Source organism: Massilibacillus massiliensis (assembly GCF_900086705.1).
GTDB classification, from domain to species: Bacteria; Bacillota; Negativicutes; order FLKF01; family FLKF01; genus Massilibacillus; species Massilibacillus massiliensis.
In genome coordinates this window covers 3,328,377-3,344,924 of the sequence record NZ_LT575483.1, presented here as the reverse complement: position 1 = coordinate 3,344,924, position 16,548 = coordinate 3,328,377, and the positions used below count along the sequence as shown (strand labels likewise).

Sequence of the window (16,548 nt, the reverse complement as noted above, 5' to 3'; positions counted from 1 at the left end):
CTATTCCCCCTTAAGAAAAATTGGCCAAAGTCAAAAAAATAGTATGCAGAAAATCGATTCTTTCTTTTTCCTCCATTTTTGCAAAAATAAAAGGTACAACTTGAAACAATATCGCAGCCTCACGATTTGCAATAAAACCATGCTGTACCAAATATCTAACAATCACTTTGATATCTTCTAGCGAAGTCTCTTCATTTATTTTATTCAATATATCTTGATATATTATATTTTGCAACGGCACTCGGGTGATACGAATAAATCCCCCTAGACCTCGTCTGGATTCAACCGTGAATCCTTTTGCTATCGTAAATCTTGTATTCAATACATAGCTGATCTGCGAAGGGGCACAGTCTATTTCATCTGCAATTTCAGTCCTTCGTAATTCTACTTTACTATCTTGCTCTCTCGATAACCGCCGTAGAATATATTCTTCTATTAAATCCGCTATATTACTCAATTCTACCACCTACTAAATGATTTTGATTTTTTGACTTTTCCTTTAATTGTTATTATATTTGACTTTTTGACTTTTTGCAATATCAATTGAAAAAAAAATAGGGCTATCTGCCCTATTTTTTCAAATCATCTCAATTCATATACCTTTTATGAAATAAAACTACAACTTTATATTATTTTAAGGCGGTTTCTAAAACTTCCGCATTTTTCTTCATCGTTTGGATATAAGCATCATAAGAATCCGGTGTTGCTTCTCCCGTTACCACTGGATCTAATGTATAGACCTTTGCACCCGTTTCTTTTGAGATTGTTTCAGCTGCACCAGCCGGATATTGTGGTTCAGCAAACAGAGCTTTTATATTTAACTCTTTGATCTTTGCAATCGTTTCTTCCAATTCTTTTGGCGAAGGCTCCGTTCCCGGTTCACGCTCGATAACAGACACAATATTTAAATTAAATTCTTTAGCGAAATAAGGGAAAGCCTCATGGAATGTAACGATATTCTTATTTGGCAGCGAATCAATTTGTTTATGCATCTGCGTTTTTAATGCTTCTAATTTTTTAACATATTCCGCGGCATTTTGTTTATACTGCGCCGCATGTACCTGATCAATTGCTGCTAACTGATCTGCAATCTGATTCACTTGTTGAATTGCATCGCTCACACTAACCCACACATGTGGATTCTCCTCATCGCCTTCTTTTAAAAGAGTAATGCCTTTACTTGCATCAACAATTTTTAAATCGGCTTGCTGTTTAACTACTTTATCTAAAAATGCTTCCATCCCTGCACCATTTACAACAAAAGCATTTGCATTCTCTAATGTCTTTAAATCTTCCGGTGTTAATTGATAATCATGTAAACACCCAGTTTGAGGTTTCGTCATATTCTTGACTTCGACCCCTTCCACACCTTTTGTTACATTGATTGTTGCTATGTACATCGGATAAAAAGATGTAACAATGTTGAATTTTTGTTTATCCTTACTTGTTTTTTCACTTGTATTATTCATCCCACATCCAACCAAAACCAACGCACTGACCATAATTGCGGCCATAATTTGAATCCATCTCAATCGCATTTTATCTTCCCCCAAGTTTTCAAATACGTAATATCTTAATTAATAACATTACTATTTAGTATAATACACTATTATTTTTCCAAATTCAAGGGGAAACGCATTATTTTTTCGTTTTCTAAAAATAAAACAGACGATACAAAAAATTACTATTCTAACTTTTTGTATCGTCTGTCAAAAAATCATTTTTACTTTCCGGCTACAAGACTCTTCTGCACGATATTTACCCCATTGCTTGTTCCAATACGGTTCGCTCCTGCCTCCAACATAAGTTTAACATCCTCTTCTGAGCGAATACCACCGGCCGCTTTTACACCAATTTTATCACCAACCACTCGACGCATAAGACGCACATCATCTTTCACCGCACCGCCTGTTGAAAAACCGGTAGAAGTTTTCACGAAATCAGCACCTGCCTCCAAGGCAAGCTGACAAGCAAGCGCTTTTTCCTCGTTGGTCAACAAACAAGCCTCGATGATGACCTTTACCTTCGCCTTGCCTCTTGACTCTTTAACCACCGCTGCAATATCCTGCTTGACATACATAGAATCGCCGCTTTTTAATTTGCCTACGGCAATGACCATATCTACCTCAGATGCCCCGTCCTCAATTGCAGTCTTCGTTTCAAAAACTTTAATAGTCGTCGGCGTTGCACCTTGAGGAAACCCGATCACTGTACAAACATTTACACTTGTATCTTTTAATGCTTTCGCTGCATACGCTACCCAAATAGGACTGATACAAACAGAGGCAAATTCATATTTTCTGGCTTCTTCCACAAGCTTAGCAATATCCGCTTCAGTTGCTTCTGTCTTTAATAAGGTATGATCAATTAATTTTGCATACTCCATATAACCTAATCACCTTTTCTTATTTATTTTTATATAAAGTATGTTCTTCAACAACAATAATTTTTCCTGTCTTTCAACCCGGTAAACAAAATATGGCCAAATGAGCTATACTGATACAATTACTCTATTTAAATAATTGTAGTATATTCCCTAATAAAATACCAACGACCCCAAAGTCTGCATCACTAAAGGTCGTATTTGCAAAACCAAGATCGCCTAATACTGGCATTAGTAAGACCGGTAAGAAAGTAATCAGTAATCCTTGTGCAAAAGCACCAGCAATAGAACCTCTTAAGCCACCTGTTGCATTACCAAATACTCCGGCAGTTGCTCCGCAGAAGAAATGCGGTACTACCCCGGGTAAAATAATTGGCAACCCGGGAAAAGATTTATCCAGCATAAGCAAGGCAATCATCCCCACTACACCACCGACAAAACTAGATAAGAAGCCAATTAAAACTGCATTTGGTGCATAAGGATAAACAACCGGACAATCAATGGCTGGCTTTGCATCCGGCACTAACTTAGTCGCAATTCCGCTAAAGGCTGGAACAATTTCAGCAAGTACCAATCTAACACCTGCGAGAATGATATACACGCCACCGGCAAAAGTAATTGCCTGAATCATTGAAAACACAATAAAATTTTGACCGCCACTCAATTCTTTCTCTACATACGCAGGACCGGATGCGATAGCAACAATGAAATAAAGTACCATCATGACGAGGGAAACGGCTAACGAAGAATCTCTTAAAAAACTTAACCCCTGCGGGAAATTAATATCTTCTGTCGTTTTTTCTTTATTGCCTACCAATGAACCAATCCAAGCGGAAAATACATAACCAATTGTACTAAAATGACCAAATGCTACATCGTCAGTTCCCGTAATCTTACGCATCGTCGGTTGTGCAATTGCAGGAAATAACGCCATAATAAATCCGAGAATCATTGAACCAACGATAATAAGTGAAATTCCCTGCATGCCACCAATAACTAAGATAGATGCAATCATACAAGCCATATACAAAGTATGATGTCCTGTTAAAAAAATGTACTTTAATGGAGTAAAGCGCGCAATTAAAATATTTACAACCATACCAAAGGCCATAATTAAAGCAGTTTGCGTGCCATAAGTTTTCAACGCCATCGCAACAATGGCTTCATTATGCGGTACGACACCATTAATATTAAAGCCTTGCTCAAACATTATCCCAAAATTGGATAACGCACCAACGACAATTCCAGCACCGCCCCCAAGAATCAAGAAACCTAAAATCGTTTTAATTGTTCCTTTAATAATATCTGCACTATTTTTCTTTAACGCAATGAGACCAATCATCGAAATTAAACCAACTAAAATTGCTGGAACACTAAGAATATCAAGTATAAACTTTAACATTTTTCTTCATCCTCTCTTGCATTTTTTAATCTACCAAGGCAGCCTCCATTTTTTCTTTTAATTCTTTTTTATCAATCATATTGTTTAAAGATACTACTTTTCCCCCTAATGAAGTTAATTGCGTTGCAATATCGCGTGTACCAACATAAATATCTGCTTTAATCCCCGATGCCGATGATAAATCACTATGCTCCACCGTAGCCTCTACGCCTAACTCAGTTAATACTTTTTTAATGTTCATTTCAATCATAAAGCTACTGCCAAGACCATGCCCACAACATACTAAAATTTTCATAATACTTCCTCCTATTTTTTATATAAATCAATTGGAATACTGCTTGATGATATCGATCACTGAACTAACTTGACGCGCAGACATGATCGTTTGAATATCATTTTCATTTGATAATAGTTCCATCAGATTTGCCAATAAAGCTAAATGTACTTTCTGATCTGTTGTTGCAAACGTAAAAACTAATTTAACTGGATCATTTATCTCATTACCAAACACCATTGGTGTTTTTAATGTTACCAAACTAATGGATACTTTCTTCGCGCCATCTTCTGGTCTGGCATGTGCTAAAACGATCCCCGGCGCAACTACCATATAGGGTCCAAATGCTTCATGATGATGAATAATTGCCGCTAAATAACTCGGCTCTATACAATTTTTTTCTAGCAACAGATCAGTCCCAGCTTTTACAGCTTCTTTCCAATTCTCACAGATAACATTTAACCGAATACAATCAGCTGTTAAAAAATCAGTTAACATGATTTATTACCCCATTTTATAAAGATTTAAACTCCGCATTCTCTTCCTTCGATTCAAAATTCTTAATTAAGGATAGTACCTCAACTTTATTTTTGCATGTACGTAAAACTTCCATTGCTGCAGGATCATTGAAAATCTGCCACAATTCATAAAGCACTCTTAAATGCGATTTAGAATCTACTGCACCAAAAGCAAATACCAAATTAACAGGGTCATTGACGGGACTGCCAAACTTCACCGGATTAACCAAACGCACCATACTTAGGCATATTTTATTGACACCATCTTCACATCTTGCATGCGGCATTGCCAGCCCTGGTCCTATCACAATATAAACGCCCATGTCTTTTACACATTGAATCATACTATCAACATATTTTTTCTCTACTGCCTTTGTATCCACCAGTAAATTACCTGCCGATTTGATTGCCTCTTCCCAATTATCTGCCTCTACATCAAGTGCAATTGTTTCCGGCAATAATACCTCCTTTAAGGATAATGTACTATTTTTTGGGGTATTTACTTTTTCTACTTTTGCAAATTTTTTATCATAAAAATATTGAATTTGATTTTCAATGACCGTAATTTCGGCATCAGATAAAATTGGAGAAACATGTAAAACCGCTACATGATCTAATTTAAGTGCAATCGTACTAATCACAATATCAATGTCATCTAATTCTTCCTCTTTAATCTCGTAAACAGATATTATTTTTTTGATATTAAGATACGACATTTTATTCTTCAATGTAATCGCCAGTAAATTAGCTGTTCCAACCCCATTGCCACAAACCAGCAATACTTGTAAGCTTTTCGATGTACGGATTTTTTTACGTTCAATTGCACCTCCTAAGTGGATCGTCAAATAGCCTATTTCATCATCTGACATCTTAATCCCCAGACTTTGCTCAATCTCTCCGACGGCTCTCAACGCAATCATAAATAAGTTACCATATTGTTCTCTTATCTGAGGTAATAAAGGATTAATAAGCTCCATACCATATTTAGCTCTTTCCACCGCCGGTTGCAAATGAAGTGCCAAATTATACATCAACTCTTCATCATCTAAATAAATATCACCCAGCCATACCTGACAATGCTCTACAAAAGTTTTGGCAATACTAAGTGCTAATAAATTTACCGAAGGATGTTCCAATGTCATATTTTTTTCATCAGAAAAGATATAAATTTTACTACTCAGCAGTTTTCTTGTAATAAACATGCCTTCCAAGTGATCACGAAAGCTTTGATTGTAGCTTGCAAACGCTTCGACCATTTTCTTTGATAGATGTGCAAGCAAATCCCATTGATAATGATCGGATTGTTGATTTTCCAATTGCAAAATTTTTTTATTCATATTTAATCTTTTTAATTGCACAATAAGTGCCAATACCATGTGATTGATTGAAAAATCATAGCAAGGTAATTTATATTCATTGACTAACCCAATAAAAAATTTAGCAATTTCTTTAACTGGCAATTCCTTAGCATATTCTCTAAATAAAATGATTTCGTAAGAAGAGTCATCACTGCAGACTTTCGTAGCCCCAAAATCATGCAGACACCCGGAAAAAATGTGAATTAATATATTACGACTCGCTTCTTCAGTGCCTTCCACCCACAAACCCAAACCCCGTTTAGTACAAAGATTTAATTTGTATTGCTCCAACAGCTTTTTTACACTTTTTAAATCTGTCAGCAAGGTACTTCTACTGATCGATAGCTTCCCTGCAAGTTGTTCTGTAGAAATATACGTATCATCATTTAAAATATTCACGATAATTGCATTACAGCGTTCCTCCTTGCTTAATACATATTCGTAATATTCAGACCAACAAGCAGTTTGCTCTGTTGCTTGCTTTTCAAACATCGATTCTATCCAAATACCCTTCTGCGCTTTTTTACAAAGTACTTGTCCTTTTTTTCGCAATTCTCCACCAATGGCATCTAAATCATAGCGAACCGTTCTATTGCTTACCCCAAGCACTTGGGCTATTTTTTCAACAGTCAGTGCAGCTCCAGAAAAACTTGTTTCTAAGAGTTTCAATAATTCTTGTCTTCTCGCATTCATAATAATATGAACCAACCCCTTAAACAGAACATTCTGTATGCTTACATTGTAATAATTTGTCTAACTAGAAACAAGCGTAATCATTGTCACATTATTCTTGCAATCTTGTGACAATATCACGCTTATAATTGCAGCCTTATGACTGCCTGAAAAAAACGAAGGTCTCAGTTGAAACTTTCGCTTCATCTGAAACCTTCGTTAAAATTTTATCAATCAAAATTTCTCCAACTGCGTACTACATGCAAATTAATCAATTTACAATTTTATGCTTTCCGCTCTTACCAAAGCCTCTTTTGCTTCGCGTATGATTCTTTCTATAATAACTTTTGCCGGCTCAATCTCTTTCAATGGTAATAAACTTTGTCCGGCGAGCACCATCCCATTTTCTACATCACCGTCAATTGCAGAAAGACGATTCGTTCCAGTAGCCAATTTCATCAATTCTTCCTCTGACGTTCCTTTTCTTTCTAATGCCACAAAATTCAAAGAAAATTTATTCTTTAAGCCACGAACACCATGACCCATTGACTGTCCAGTAACAATAGAATCCGTATCAAGCGCTTCAATCAGTTTGTCTTTTACATTCTTATGTACTTTACATTCTTCAGCAATTAAGAAACGCGTCCCCATTTGAACACCGGCAGCCCCCATAAGCAATGCTGCGGCAAGCCCACGGCCGTCTGCAATCCCCCCAGCAACAACAACAGGAATATTCACTTCCGGAATTACCTGCGTCATAAGTGGCATTGTTGTTATTACACCTATATGTCCGCCGGCTTCCATACCTTCAACAATAATTGCATCTGCTCCAGCGCTTTCAACGCGTTTTGCAAGTTTTACATTCGGAACAACCGGAATAATTTTAATTCCTGCAGATTTTAATTTTTCAAAAAACGGAATAGGATTGCCTGCGCCAAGTGTTGTAAAGGCAACTTTTTCTTCACAAATTACATCAACGATTTCTTCTTTATTAGGTGCCATCAATTGTACATTAACCCCAAATGGCTTATCTGTTAAAGTTTTTGCTAATTGAATCTGTTCTCTTACAAAACTGGCTTCACGCCCACCAGCTGAGATAATACCGGCACCACCAGCGTTGGACACAGCAGCGGCAAGATGGGCCTCCGATATCCATGCCATACCACCCTGAATAATCGGATATTTAATATGAAGTAAATTCGTTATATTTTTCATGCATGTAATCTCCTTTGCAAATTAAGATCCTTTTTATTTTAACATAAATTACTAGATATATTCACTACATTCTAGTCATCTTTTTTCAATAAAATGAATACACTATAAATTACTTTACTTTCGTCGCTTAACAAATTATAATAATAGATTGTATGATACTATCTAAATTTATACCGAACTCATATTTTAATTGTTAGCTTAATCTATTTTTGAGGAATATTGTTACGCCTCAAGATCAGTACTTAATTTAAAAGGGGCGATATGAAATGAAGATCCTTGCTAGACACTTGACAATCGATATGTATGGATGTAAATCTAAAAACTTAAATAATCTTGAAGCATTGAAAGAAACGATAAAACAAGCCATTGCTGAATCAAATATGATATTATTAGATGCAAATATACAAATCCTTGAGGGAGATCAACTAACCGCATTGGTATTACTCCATGAAGGTCATATTAGTATCCATACGTATCCTGATTTGGGCTACACTGCAATAGATATCTTTACCTGCAGTGAAAGCAGCAGACCAGAAAGAACTGTTGCAGCAATTAAAGCCATCTTAAAACCAGAGAAAACAAAAACAACCTATCTAAAACGCGGCGACTTCGGTGCTGTAAAAGATATGAAACCAAAAATAAAAGTCAGCGTAGCACCATTACGACGTATTCGTAATACGGGTGCTAGAGTCATTAAACTCTTGTCACGTAAACCACGATAATTACAATAAAGAACCCGAGCAGATATCTGAGTCTAGATTTCTCTGCTCGGGTTTTTATTTTCACATTTACTCCAGTGCTTCATAACCATTGACTACACGATCTACCTTACCTGTTTTAGGATTAAAGATAAGTCCATGAATTGGCACATCTGCAGGAATCAACGGATTTGATCGAATTTTTTCTACAGCATGCATTACATTTTGAATTGGATGATGAAACTCATCTACCCAATCTTCCAGCTCATGCTGCACCATTTTAATCGCAGCAGATGAAATTCCACGCTGAATCATACGCTCCATCAAATCTTGTGAAGTTGCATGCGCAACACCACAATCATGATGCCCAACTACCATAATTTCTTTTACGCCCAATTCAAAAATACCTACAACCAGACTACGAATTGTTGAATCAAACGGTCCCGTAATACAGTTTCCAGCATTTTTAATAATTTTTGCTTCTCCACTACGAATGCCAAGTGCTGGTTCTAAAAAATCAACCAATCTCGTGTCCATACAAGTAACCAAGGCTAAGTGCCGATTTGGTAACTTGCCATTCGTAAGATTCGTAGCATAATAACTATCCGGCAAGTGCGTTACAAAATGTTGATTTGCTATTATAACTTCTTCTAACAACGCCGTCTTAATCATCCCCTAAAGCAATACTTCCATTAAAATTCACTTTATTATACATTTATTTTAAATTTTTAACAATAAATTTTCTTAGAAATAAGCTCTATCATTTAGTCATTATGATTAAAAATCATGTTTTGAAAAAGCATAGGGCAATAATTCTTCTAACGATAATATTTGCGTATGGCCTTTGATATTTCCCAAAATAATCTTTTCGATTCCAAACTCTGCAATCACCTGTCTACACGCACCACATGGTGCTATCGGGCCATCCGTATCAGCAACAACAGCCAACGCTACAAAGGAATGTTCCCCCTCTGAAATTGCCTTATATATAGCTGTCCTTTCTGCACAATTCGTCAAACTATAAGAGGCATTTTCAATATTGCAGCCGCTATAAATTTTTCCACTAGGTGTTATCACTGCCGCGCCAACTTTAAATTTCGAATATGGACTATACGCTTTTTCTCGTGCTTCTTTTGCAGCCCGAATTAAACTTTCTATATCATGCATGTCACATCACTCTTTTCATTACTTTTTATAAATTATATCCCCATAAATTAGTTTTTTCATAATTTGATCAGATATTCTTGCATTTTTACAAAAACTTAACCTGAAATTAACGCCAAAATGAAGATGCGTTGCTATAGTTATTATATCAATATAAATGACAAGGAGCTAAATGATTTGTCTTCTAACTATTTAAAAGAACTTGATAAAATCATTGCCAATCAATTGATTACTTCAGTATTTCAACCTATCGTCAGCCTAAGAGATGGAGCTATTCTTGGCTATGAAGCACTTAGTCGCGGACCTGCTGATAGTATTCTAGCCAATCCAGAAAAATTATTTAAAACTGCCGCAGAAAATAACAAGTCGTGGAAATTAGATTATCTGTGCCGTAAAACCGCAATTACCACCGCTAAAAAAATTCTTAAAAACCAATTACTATTTCTAAATGTTGATCCAAAAATACTTTATGATAAACACTTCCATCAAGGAACAACAAAAAAACTTTTAGAAAAGCATCAATTAAACAGTGATAATATCATCTTTGAAATTACTGAAAAAACAGCCATTGATGATTATACAAATTTCTGTGCCATCTTAGATCATTATCGTAAACAAGGTTATCGTATTGCATTGGATGATGTCGGTTCAGGATACTCTGGCTTAACTTTATTAGCAAAAACATCACCTCACTTCATAAAAATTGATATAGAACTCATACAAAGCATTCACCTCGATAAAATTAAGCAGGCGATTGTCAAAGCTTTAGTTGATCTTTCTCATGCAACGAATATGACGATCATTGCTGAAGGTATTGAAACGGAAGATGAACTACTCACTTTAATTCAATTAGGCGTACAATATGGACAAGGGTTCTATCTAAGTAGGCCTAAAGCAAAGTTTACTAAAATAGAAGACCCTTTAAAAGATTTTATAAAAAAAGCTTACCTAAAAAAAGAAGAATATGCAATCAATACTCGATTAAGTACACCAATCAGTGAAATAGCAACAAGACAAGTCTATTTTACATCTTCAACATTAGGGAAAGAAATTTTAGCTTACTTACATAATAAACATGATCATATGGATATCATCATCGTAGATGAAAACCGTCCTATAGGAATTATCAGCAGAGAATTTTTTCTCAGTAATTTAGCAACCAATTATGGCATGTCTATCTATAGCAATCGCCCCGTAAAATTATTAATTAATACCAATCCTTTGATTTTGGATTACACGACCCCCGTAGAGCAAGCTACCAAAGCAGCGATGGCACGAAACTCTGATCATATTTATGATTCAATCATCATCACCAAAAACAATGAATATTTCGGAATAACAACAATTAAAGCATTACTAGAACTCACAACCAAAATCGAACTAAATCGCGCAAAACATGCAAATCCATTAACAGGATTACCAGGCAATCAGATCATTGATTGGGAATCAAATCGCTATATTAATTCTCTCATTCCTTTCAGTGCGATTTATATAGATTTAGATAACTTCAAAATCTACAATGACGTTTATGGATTTGATGCCGGTGATACTGTGCTGGCAAGTACAGCAAACCTACTTTCACGATGTTTGAAAGGCAGTTCGCACGAATATTTTCTTGGACACATTGGTGGAGACGATTTCATTATATTCTCGCCAACCATAAGTACGGAAGCCCTCTGCCAAAATATCATTGACGAATTTGCAAAAGAATCAAAAACTTTTTACTCCGAAGAACATCAACACCAAGGCTACGTAACTGCCAAAAATCGTTCAGATAAAATCGAAAATTTTCCATTAATGACGATTTCATTAGCAGTAGTAGTCGTAAATGAAAAAAATATTACCAGCAAAAAATTAGCTGCCAAAGCAGCCGAAATTAAAAAAATTTGTAAAAAAACCTGGCAAAATAATTTTGTTATAAAAAATTACAACTAAAATAAACGCAATTCATATCACTTATAAGCTAGTACGAAGATAGGTTGCCGGTTGGTGAGAAGTGCTCAGATGCTAGGCACAGTAAGGAGTTGTGAAGGAGTCGTACTTCTGTACTAGGGCGAGCAGCACCTTACTGTAACGACGCAGATGAGTGCTTCTCACCGACCCGCTGCCTATCTGTCCATGGTTTATTCTACACGCAAAAAAGACCCGACTAATGTCGAGTCTTTTTTATCTTACTTAACCAGCAATTACCGACTTTCCCAGGGCGTTTCCACCCAAGTATCCTTGGCCTCTAAGTGCTTAACTACTGTGTTCGGTATGGGAACAGGTGGATCCACTTAGGCATCATCACTGGATATAAACTGGCAACTACCTATCCTCCCAGGGCGTTTCCACCCAAGTACTTTCGGCGTTTATAGGCTTAACTACTGTGTTCGGTATGGGAACAGGTGGATCCTTATAGCTGTCGTCACCAGATTCTTCAGAGTTATTCTCTGAAAACTATACAGAAGTTTTATTTTTGTATGAATTCTTGCATTTTAGTTTCTTCTTCACTCTATTCGTCAAAATTCATCTACCACGGCCTCTGACTTCGTCTTATTCGACTAAGCCACGGCTTTGGTATCTTCTCACTTCGCTCGAACTAAAGTGATTCACTAGGAACTTTCTCAAGTTCCTGTTCTCTACTTTAAGTCAAGCCCTCGACCTATTAGTACCAGTCAGCTGAACACATTACTGTACTTACACTCCTGGCCTATCAACCTTGTCTTCTTCAAGGGGTCTTACTAGATTACTCTATGAGAAACCTCATCTTAAGGCTGGTTTCACGCTTAGATGCTTTCAGCGTTTATCCTTTCCGAACGTAGCTACCCAACTGTACTCCTGGCGGAATAATTGGTACACCATTGGTTCGTCCACTCCGGTCCTCTCGTACTAGGAGCAGCTCCCTTCAAGTTTCTTACGCCCGCGATGGATAGGGACCGAACTGTCTCACGACGTTCTGAACCCAGCTCACGTACCACTTTAATGGGCGAACAGCCCAACCCTTGGGACCTACTTCAGCCCCAGGATGTGATGAGCCGACATCGAGGTGCCAAACCTCCCCGTCGATATGGACTCTTGGGAGAGATTAGCCTGTTATCCCCAGGGTAGCTTTTATCCGTTGAGCGATGGCCCTTCCACTCGGTACCACCGGATCACTAAGCCCGACTTTCGTCCCTGCTCGACCTGTCCGTCTCGCAGTCAAGCTCCCTTCTGCCTTTGCACTCTTCGCGCGATTTCTGTCCGCGCTGAGGGAACCTTTGGGCGCCTCCGTTACTCTTTCGGAGGCGACCGCCCCAGTCAAACTGCCCGCCTGACACTGTCTTGAATTTCGTTACTCTTACAGTTAGAATTCCAGTAAATGAAGGGTGGTATCCCAACAATGACTCCTACAAAACTTGCGTTCTATATTCTCAGTCTCCCACCTATCCTGTACATCATTTACCAAAATTCAATGTCAGGTTGCAGTAAAGCTCCATGGGGTCTTTCTGTCCAGTCGCGGGTAACCTGCATCTTCACAGGTATTTCAATTTCACCGGGTCCCTCGTTGAGACAGTGCCCAAGTCGTTACACCTTTCGTGCGGGTCGGAACTTACCCGACAAGGAATTTCGCTACCTTAGGACCGTTATAGTTACGGCCGCCGTTTACTGGGGCTTCAATTCACATCTTCGATTTAACTCTAAACGCTCCTCTTAACCTTCCAGCACCGGGCAGGTGTCAGCACCTATACGTCAGATTTCTCTTTAGCAGGCACCTGTGTTTGTGGTAAACAGTCGCTTGGGCCTCTCTTCTGTCGCCTTCAGTCGCTTTGCTCTGCTTGAGAGCTCACAACCAATGGCCATCCTTTTCCCGAAGTTACGGATGCATTTTGCCGAGTTCCTTAACGAGGGTTTTCCCGCGCACCTTAGGATTCTCTCCCCGCCTACCTGTGTCGGTTTGCGGTACGGGCACCTCTAATCTCGCTAGAAGCTTTTCTTGACAGCGTGGTCCATTCGATTTCTCTTCGGCCAAGGCCTTAGATACCCATCACTCCTCAGGTATTCAAGAGACGGATTTACCTGTCTCTCACCCTACAAGCTTAGACATACTATTCCATCAGTATGCTCGAACTTCCTTCTGTGTCACTCCATCACTCAAACAATTATTGGTGGTACTGGAATTTTTGCCAGTTGTCCATCGCCTACGCTCTTTGCCTCGGCTTAGGTCCCGACTTACCCTGAGTCGACGATCGTTGCTCAGGAAACCTTAGGCTTTCGGTGGAACAGATTCTCACTGTTCTTTTCGCTACTCATACCGGCATTCTCACTTCTATACTCTCCAGCACTCCTCACGGTATACCTTCTTCGTGTATAGAACGCTCCCCTACCCAAGATATATTTTTCAATATCTTGACGCGACTTCGGTTCTGTGCTTTAGCCCCGGACATCTTCGGCGCAAAACCTCTCGACCAGTGAGCTATTACGCACTCTTTAAATGGTGGCTGCTTCTGAGCCAACATCCTGGTTGTTTGTGAAGTTTTACATCCTTTGCCACTTAGCACAGCATTGGGGACCTTAGTCGGCGTTCTGGGCTGTTTCCCTCTTGACTACGGATCTTATCATTCGCAGTCTGACTCCCAAGCTATCAGTATAGCCATTCGCAGTTTGACTGGGTTCGGTAAGCTTTACGCCCCCTAGCCCGATCAGAGCTCTACCGTCTATACTTATCACTTGAGGCTAGCCCTAAAGCTATTTCGGGGAGAACCAGCTATCTCCGCGTTCGATTGGCATTTCACCCCTATCCACAACTCATCCCAAAACTTTTCAACGTTCACGGGTTCGGTCCTCCACGCAATTTTACCTGCGCTTCAACCTGGTCATGGATAGATCACTGCGGTTTCGGGTCTACAATATATAACTCTCGCCCTATTAAGACTCGCTTTCGCTTCGGCTCCGTATCTTCTACTTAACCTCGCTATATACTGTAACTCGCCGGTTCATTCTTCAATAGGCACGCTGTTGACCACATAAGGGTCTTCAACTGCTTGTAGACATACGGTTTCAGGTTCTATTTCACTCCCCTCCCGGGGTTCTTTTCACCTTTCCCTCACGGTACTATGCGCTATCGGTCGCCAAGGAGTATTTTGCCTTGGAGGGTGGTCCCCCCTGCTTCCCACAAGGTTCCTCGTGTCTCGTGGTACTCTGGATCCTGACCCTCAGATGCAGCTTTTTGCTTACAGGAGTTTTACCTTCTACGCTCGATCTTCCCAGATCGTTCAGCTAAGCCATTTCTGATTTGTGTCAGTCCTCAACCCCAGTCAACCGAAGTTGGCTGGTTTGGGCTCTTCCCCGTTCGCTCGCCGCTACTTAGGGAATCTCAATTGATTACTTTTCCTCCGGGTACTTAGATGTTTCAGTTCCCCGGGTCTACCTCCTCATGCTCTCAGGTATGGGTAACAGTCCATTACGACTGCTGGGTTCCCCCATTCGGATATTCATGGATCAATGCCTACTTGCGGCTCCCCATGACTTTTCGCAGCTTATCGCGTCCTTCTTCGGCTCTTGGCGCCTAGGTATCCGCCGTATGCCCTTAGTAGCTTGACTTATGGAATCCACCGGATATGTCTATAAACAGCAATCTGCTTCGCTCTACCTCAGTCAATCAACTCGACGTAATTATCATTACGACTCGTCTCTTTCCTTGCGGTGCGCCTTGCATCTTACTATTTCTAGCCAATCCTAGTTTCTTCNCCCCGGGTCTACCTCCTCATGCTCTCAGGCATGGGTAACAGTCCATTACGACTGCTGGGTTCCCCCATTCGGATATTCATGGATCAATGCCTACTTGCGGCTCCCCATGACTTTTCGCAGCTTATCGCGTCCTTCTTCGGCTCTTGGCGCCTAGGCATCCGCCGTATGCCCTTAGTAGCTTGACTTATGGTACTCTCCGAACACGTCTATAAACGCACATCTGCTTCGTTGCTCCTCGGTAAAATCACTCGACGTAATTTCCATTACGACTCGCGCTTTTCCCTGTGGTGCGCCTTGCATCTGTACATTTCTAGTCTGTTCTAGTTTGTACTTAAAATCAATTTAGCCATTAAGTTTATACTTAAATGCTTAATTTTAATTTGAATCCTAAAATGCTCGTTAATTCACTCTCTAAAATATAGAGAGGTTTTCATACATTTTATTTTCTTCTGTGTAGTTTTCAAAGAACATCCGCAGAGACTAAAAAGCTCCGCTTTTCATAATTATCTGTTTAAGATATTTTATGGTGGAGACGAGCGGGATCGAACCGCTGACCCCCTGCTTGCAAGGCAGGTGCTCTCCCAGCTGAGCTACGCCCCCATAAAATTAATGCAACCTCTCGGTTGCTGATGTCGAACATCAAAGTATTCGACAGAGACAACACTTTCGTATTCTCTCAAAACTAGACAATGTAGTGCCAAATGTGTCGACCTTGGATTACGAAAGTGCATTTAAACTTTCTTGTCTCCTTAGAAAGGAGGTGATCCAGCCGCACCTTCCGATACGGCTACCTTGTTACGACTTCACCCCAATCATCGGCCCCACCTTAGACGGCTGGCTCCTTACGGTTACCCCACCGGCTTTGGGTGTGACTGACTTTCGTGGTGTGACGGGCGGTGTGTACAAGGCCCGGGAACGTATTCACCGCAGTATGCTGACCTGCGATTACTAGCGATTCCGACTTCATGTAGGCGAGTTGCAGCCTACAATCCGAACTGAGAGCTTGTTTGTGGGTTTGGCTCCACCTCGCGGTATTGCTTCCCTCTATTTAAGCCCATTGTAGTACGTGTGTAGCCCAGGACATAAGGGGCATGATGACTTGACGTCATCCCCGCCTTCCTCCGCGTTCTCCGCGGCAGTCTCCCATGAGTTCCC

Annotated in this window: 12 protein-coding genes, 1 tRNA gene, 3 rRNA genes and 2 other annotated features; of the genes, 2 read left to right on the top strand and 14 right to left on the bottom strand. The window is 39.5% G+C overall.

What is annotated here, in order from left to right:
* Nucleotides 1-10 precede the first annotated feature (10 nt).
* The 8 genes from BN6559_RS15925 to BN6559_RS15890 all read right to left on the bottom strand — a co-directional run bounded on the left by BN6559_RS15925 (nucleotide 11) and on the right by BN6559_RS15890 (nucleotide 7,822).
* On the bottom strand, nucleotides 11-457 hold the full coding sequence (locus tag BN6559_RS15925) for a CtsR family transcriptional regulator (protein WP_110955649.1): 447 nt from the start codon (nucleotides 455-457) through the stop codon (nucleotides 11-13).
* 172 nt (nucleotides 458-629) lie between these two features.
* Entirely contained in the window at nucleotides 630-1,538 is a 909-nt protein-coding gene (locus BN6559_RS15920; protein ID WP_199884071.1) for a metal ABC transporter substrate-binding protein, read from the bottom strand.
* A 185-nt stretch (nucleotides 1,539-1,723) separates the two neighbouring features.
* Nucleotides 1,724-2,386: a deoxyribose-phosphate aldolase gene (gene deoC, locus BN6559_RS15915; protein WP_110955648.1), complete on the bottom strand. Its 663-nt coding sequence runs from the start codon at nucleotides 2,384-2,386 to the stop codon at nucleotides 1,724-1,726.
* A gap of 124 nt (nucleotides 2,387-2,510) precedes the next feature.
* Nucleotides 2,511-3,785 carry a PTS ascorbate transporter subunit IIC gene (locus BN6559_RS15910; RefSeq protein WP_110955647.1) on the bottom strand — a complete coding sequence of 425 codons (1,275 nt, stop codon included), beginning with the start codon at nucleotides 3,783-3,785 and terminating at the stop codon, nucleotides 2,511-2,513.
* A gap of 25 nt (nucleotides 3,786-3,810) precedes the next feature.
* Nucleotides 3,811-4,080 carry a PTS sugar transporter subunit IIB gene (locus tag BN6559_RS15905; RefSeq protein ID WP_110955646.1) on the bottom strand — a complete coding sequence of 90 codons (270 nt, stop codon included), beginning with the start codon at nucleotides 4,078-4,080 and terminating at the stop codon, nucleotides 3,811-3,813.
* 27 nt (nucleotides 4,081-4,107) lie between these two features.
* Complete coding sequence (locus tag BN6559_RS15900) at nucleotides 4,108-4,557, bottom strand: PTS sugar transporter subunit IIA (RefSeq protein ID WP_110955645.1); 450 nt, start codon at nucleotides 4,555-4,557, stop codon at nucleotides 4,108-4,110.
* A 16-nt stretch (nucleotides 4,558-4,573) separates the two neighbouring features.
* Entirely contained in the window at nucleotides 4,574-6,628 is a 2,055-nt protein-coding gene (locus tag BN6559_RS15895; protein ID WP_110955644.1) for a BglG family transcription antiterminator, read from the bottom strand.
* A gap of 255 nt (nucleotides 6,629-6,883) precedes the next feature.
* Nucleotides 6,884-7,822, bottom strand: a complete 939-nt coding sequence (locus tag BN6559_RS15890; RefSeq protein ID WP_110955643.1) for a nitronate monooxygenase — start codon at nucleotides 7,820-7,822, stop codon at nucleotides 6,884-6,886.
* Nucleotides 7,823-8,088: 266 nt separating this feature from the next.
* On the opposite strand from BN6559_RS15890, the gene speD reads away from it, so the two are divergent.
* Nucleotides 8,089-8,544, top strand: coding sequence for an adenosylmethionine decarboxylase (gene speD / locus BN6559_RS15885; RefSeq protein ID WP_110955642.1), 456 nt, complete (start codon nucleotides 8,089-8,091; stop codon nucleotides 8,542-8,544).
* Nucleotides 8,545-8,610: 66 nt separating this feature from the next.
* On the opposite strand, the gene BN6559_RS15880 is transcribed toward speD, so the two are convergent.
* The gene (locus BN6559_RS15880) at nucleotides 8,611-9,192 is read right to left on the bottom strand and encodes a beta-class carbonic anhydrase (protein WP_110955641.1); all 582 of its coding nucleotides are present in this window, start codon (nucleotides 9,190-9,192) and stop codon (nucleotides 8,611-8,613) included.
* 105 nt (nucleotides 9,193-9,297) lie between these two features.
* Nucleotides 9,298-9,687, bottom strand: a complete 390-nt coding sequence (locus tag BN6559_RS15875) for a cytidine deaminase (protein ID WP_110955640.1) — start codon at nucleotides 9,685-9,687, stop codon at nucleotides 9,298-9,300.
* 174 nt (nucleotides 9,688-9,861) lie between these two features.
* Here BN6559_RS15875 and BN6559_RS15870 point away from each other — a divergent pair, with 174 nt between their 5' ends.
* A complete protein-coding gene (locus tag BN6559_RS15870) occupies nucleotides 9,862-11,619 on the top strand; it encodes a GGDEF domain-containing protein (protein ID WP_199884070.1) in 1,758 nt (585 codons plus the stop codon).
* A gap of 242 nt (nucleotides 11,620-11,861) precedes the next feature.
* Here the strand turns inward: BN6559_RS15870 and rrf (BN6559_RS15865) are convergent.
* The 4 genes from rrf (BN6559_RS15865) to BN6559_RS15850 all read right to left on the bottom strand — a co-directional run bounded on the left by rrf (BN6559_RS15865) (nucleotide 11,862) and on the right by BN6559_RS15850 (nucleotide 15,993).
* Nucleotides 11,862-11,978, bottom strand: a 5S ribosomal RNA gene (gene rrf, locus BN6559_RS15865).
* 4 nt (nucleotides 11,979-11,982) lie between these two features.
* A 5S ribosomal RNA gene (rrf, locus tag BN6559_RS15860) occupies nucleotides 11,983-12,099 on the bottom strand.
* Nucleotides 12,100-12,311: 212 nt separating this feature from the next.
* Nucleotides 12,312-15,246 (bottom strand): 23S ribosomal RNA (locus BN6559_RS15855).
* 671 nt (nucleotides 15,247-15,917) lie between these two features.
* Nucleotides 15,918-15,993 (bottom strand) — tRNA-Ala (locus tag BN6559_RS15850).
* Between the two features lie 166 nt (nucleotides 15,994-16,159).
* Nucleotides 16,160-16,292: a sequence feature (16S ribosomal RNA rRNA prediction is too short), on the bottom strand.
* A gap of 62 nt (nucleotides 16,293-16,354) precedes the next feature.
* Nucleotides 16,355-16,452: a sequence feature (16S ribosomal RNA rRNA prediction is too short), on the bottom strand.
* Between the last annotated feature and the right edge of the window lie 96 nt (nucleotides 16,453-16,548).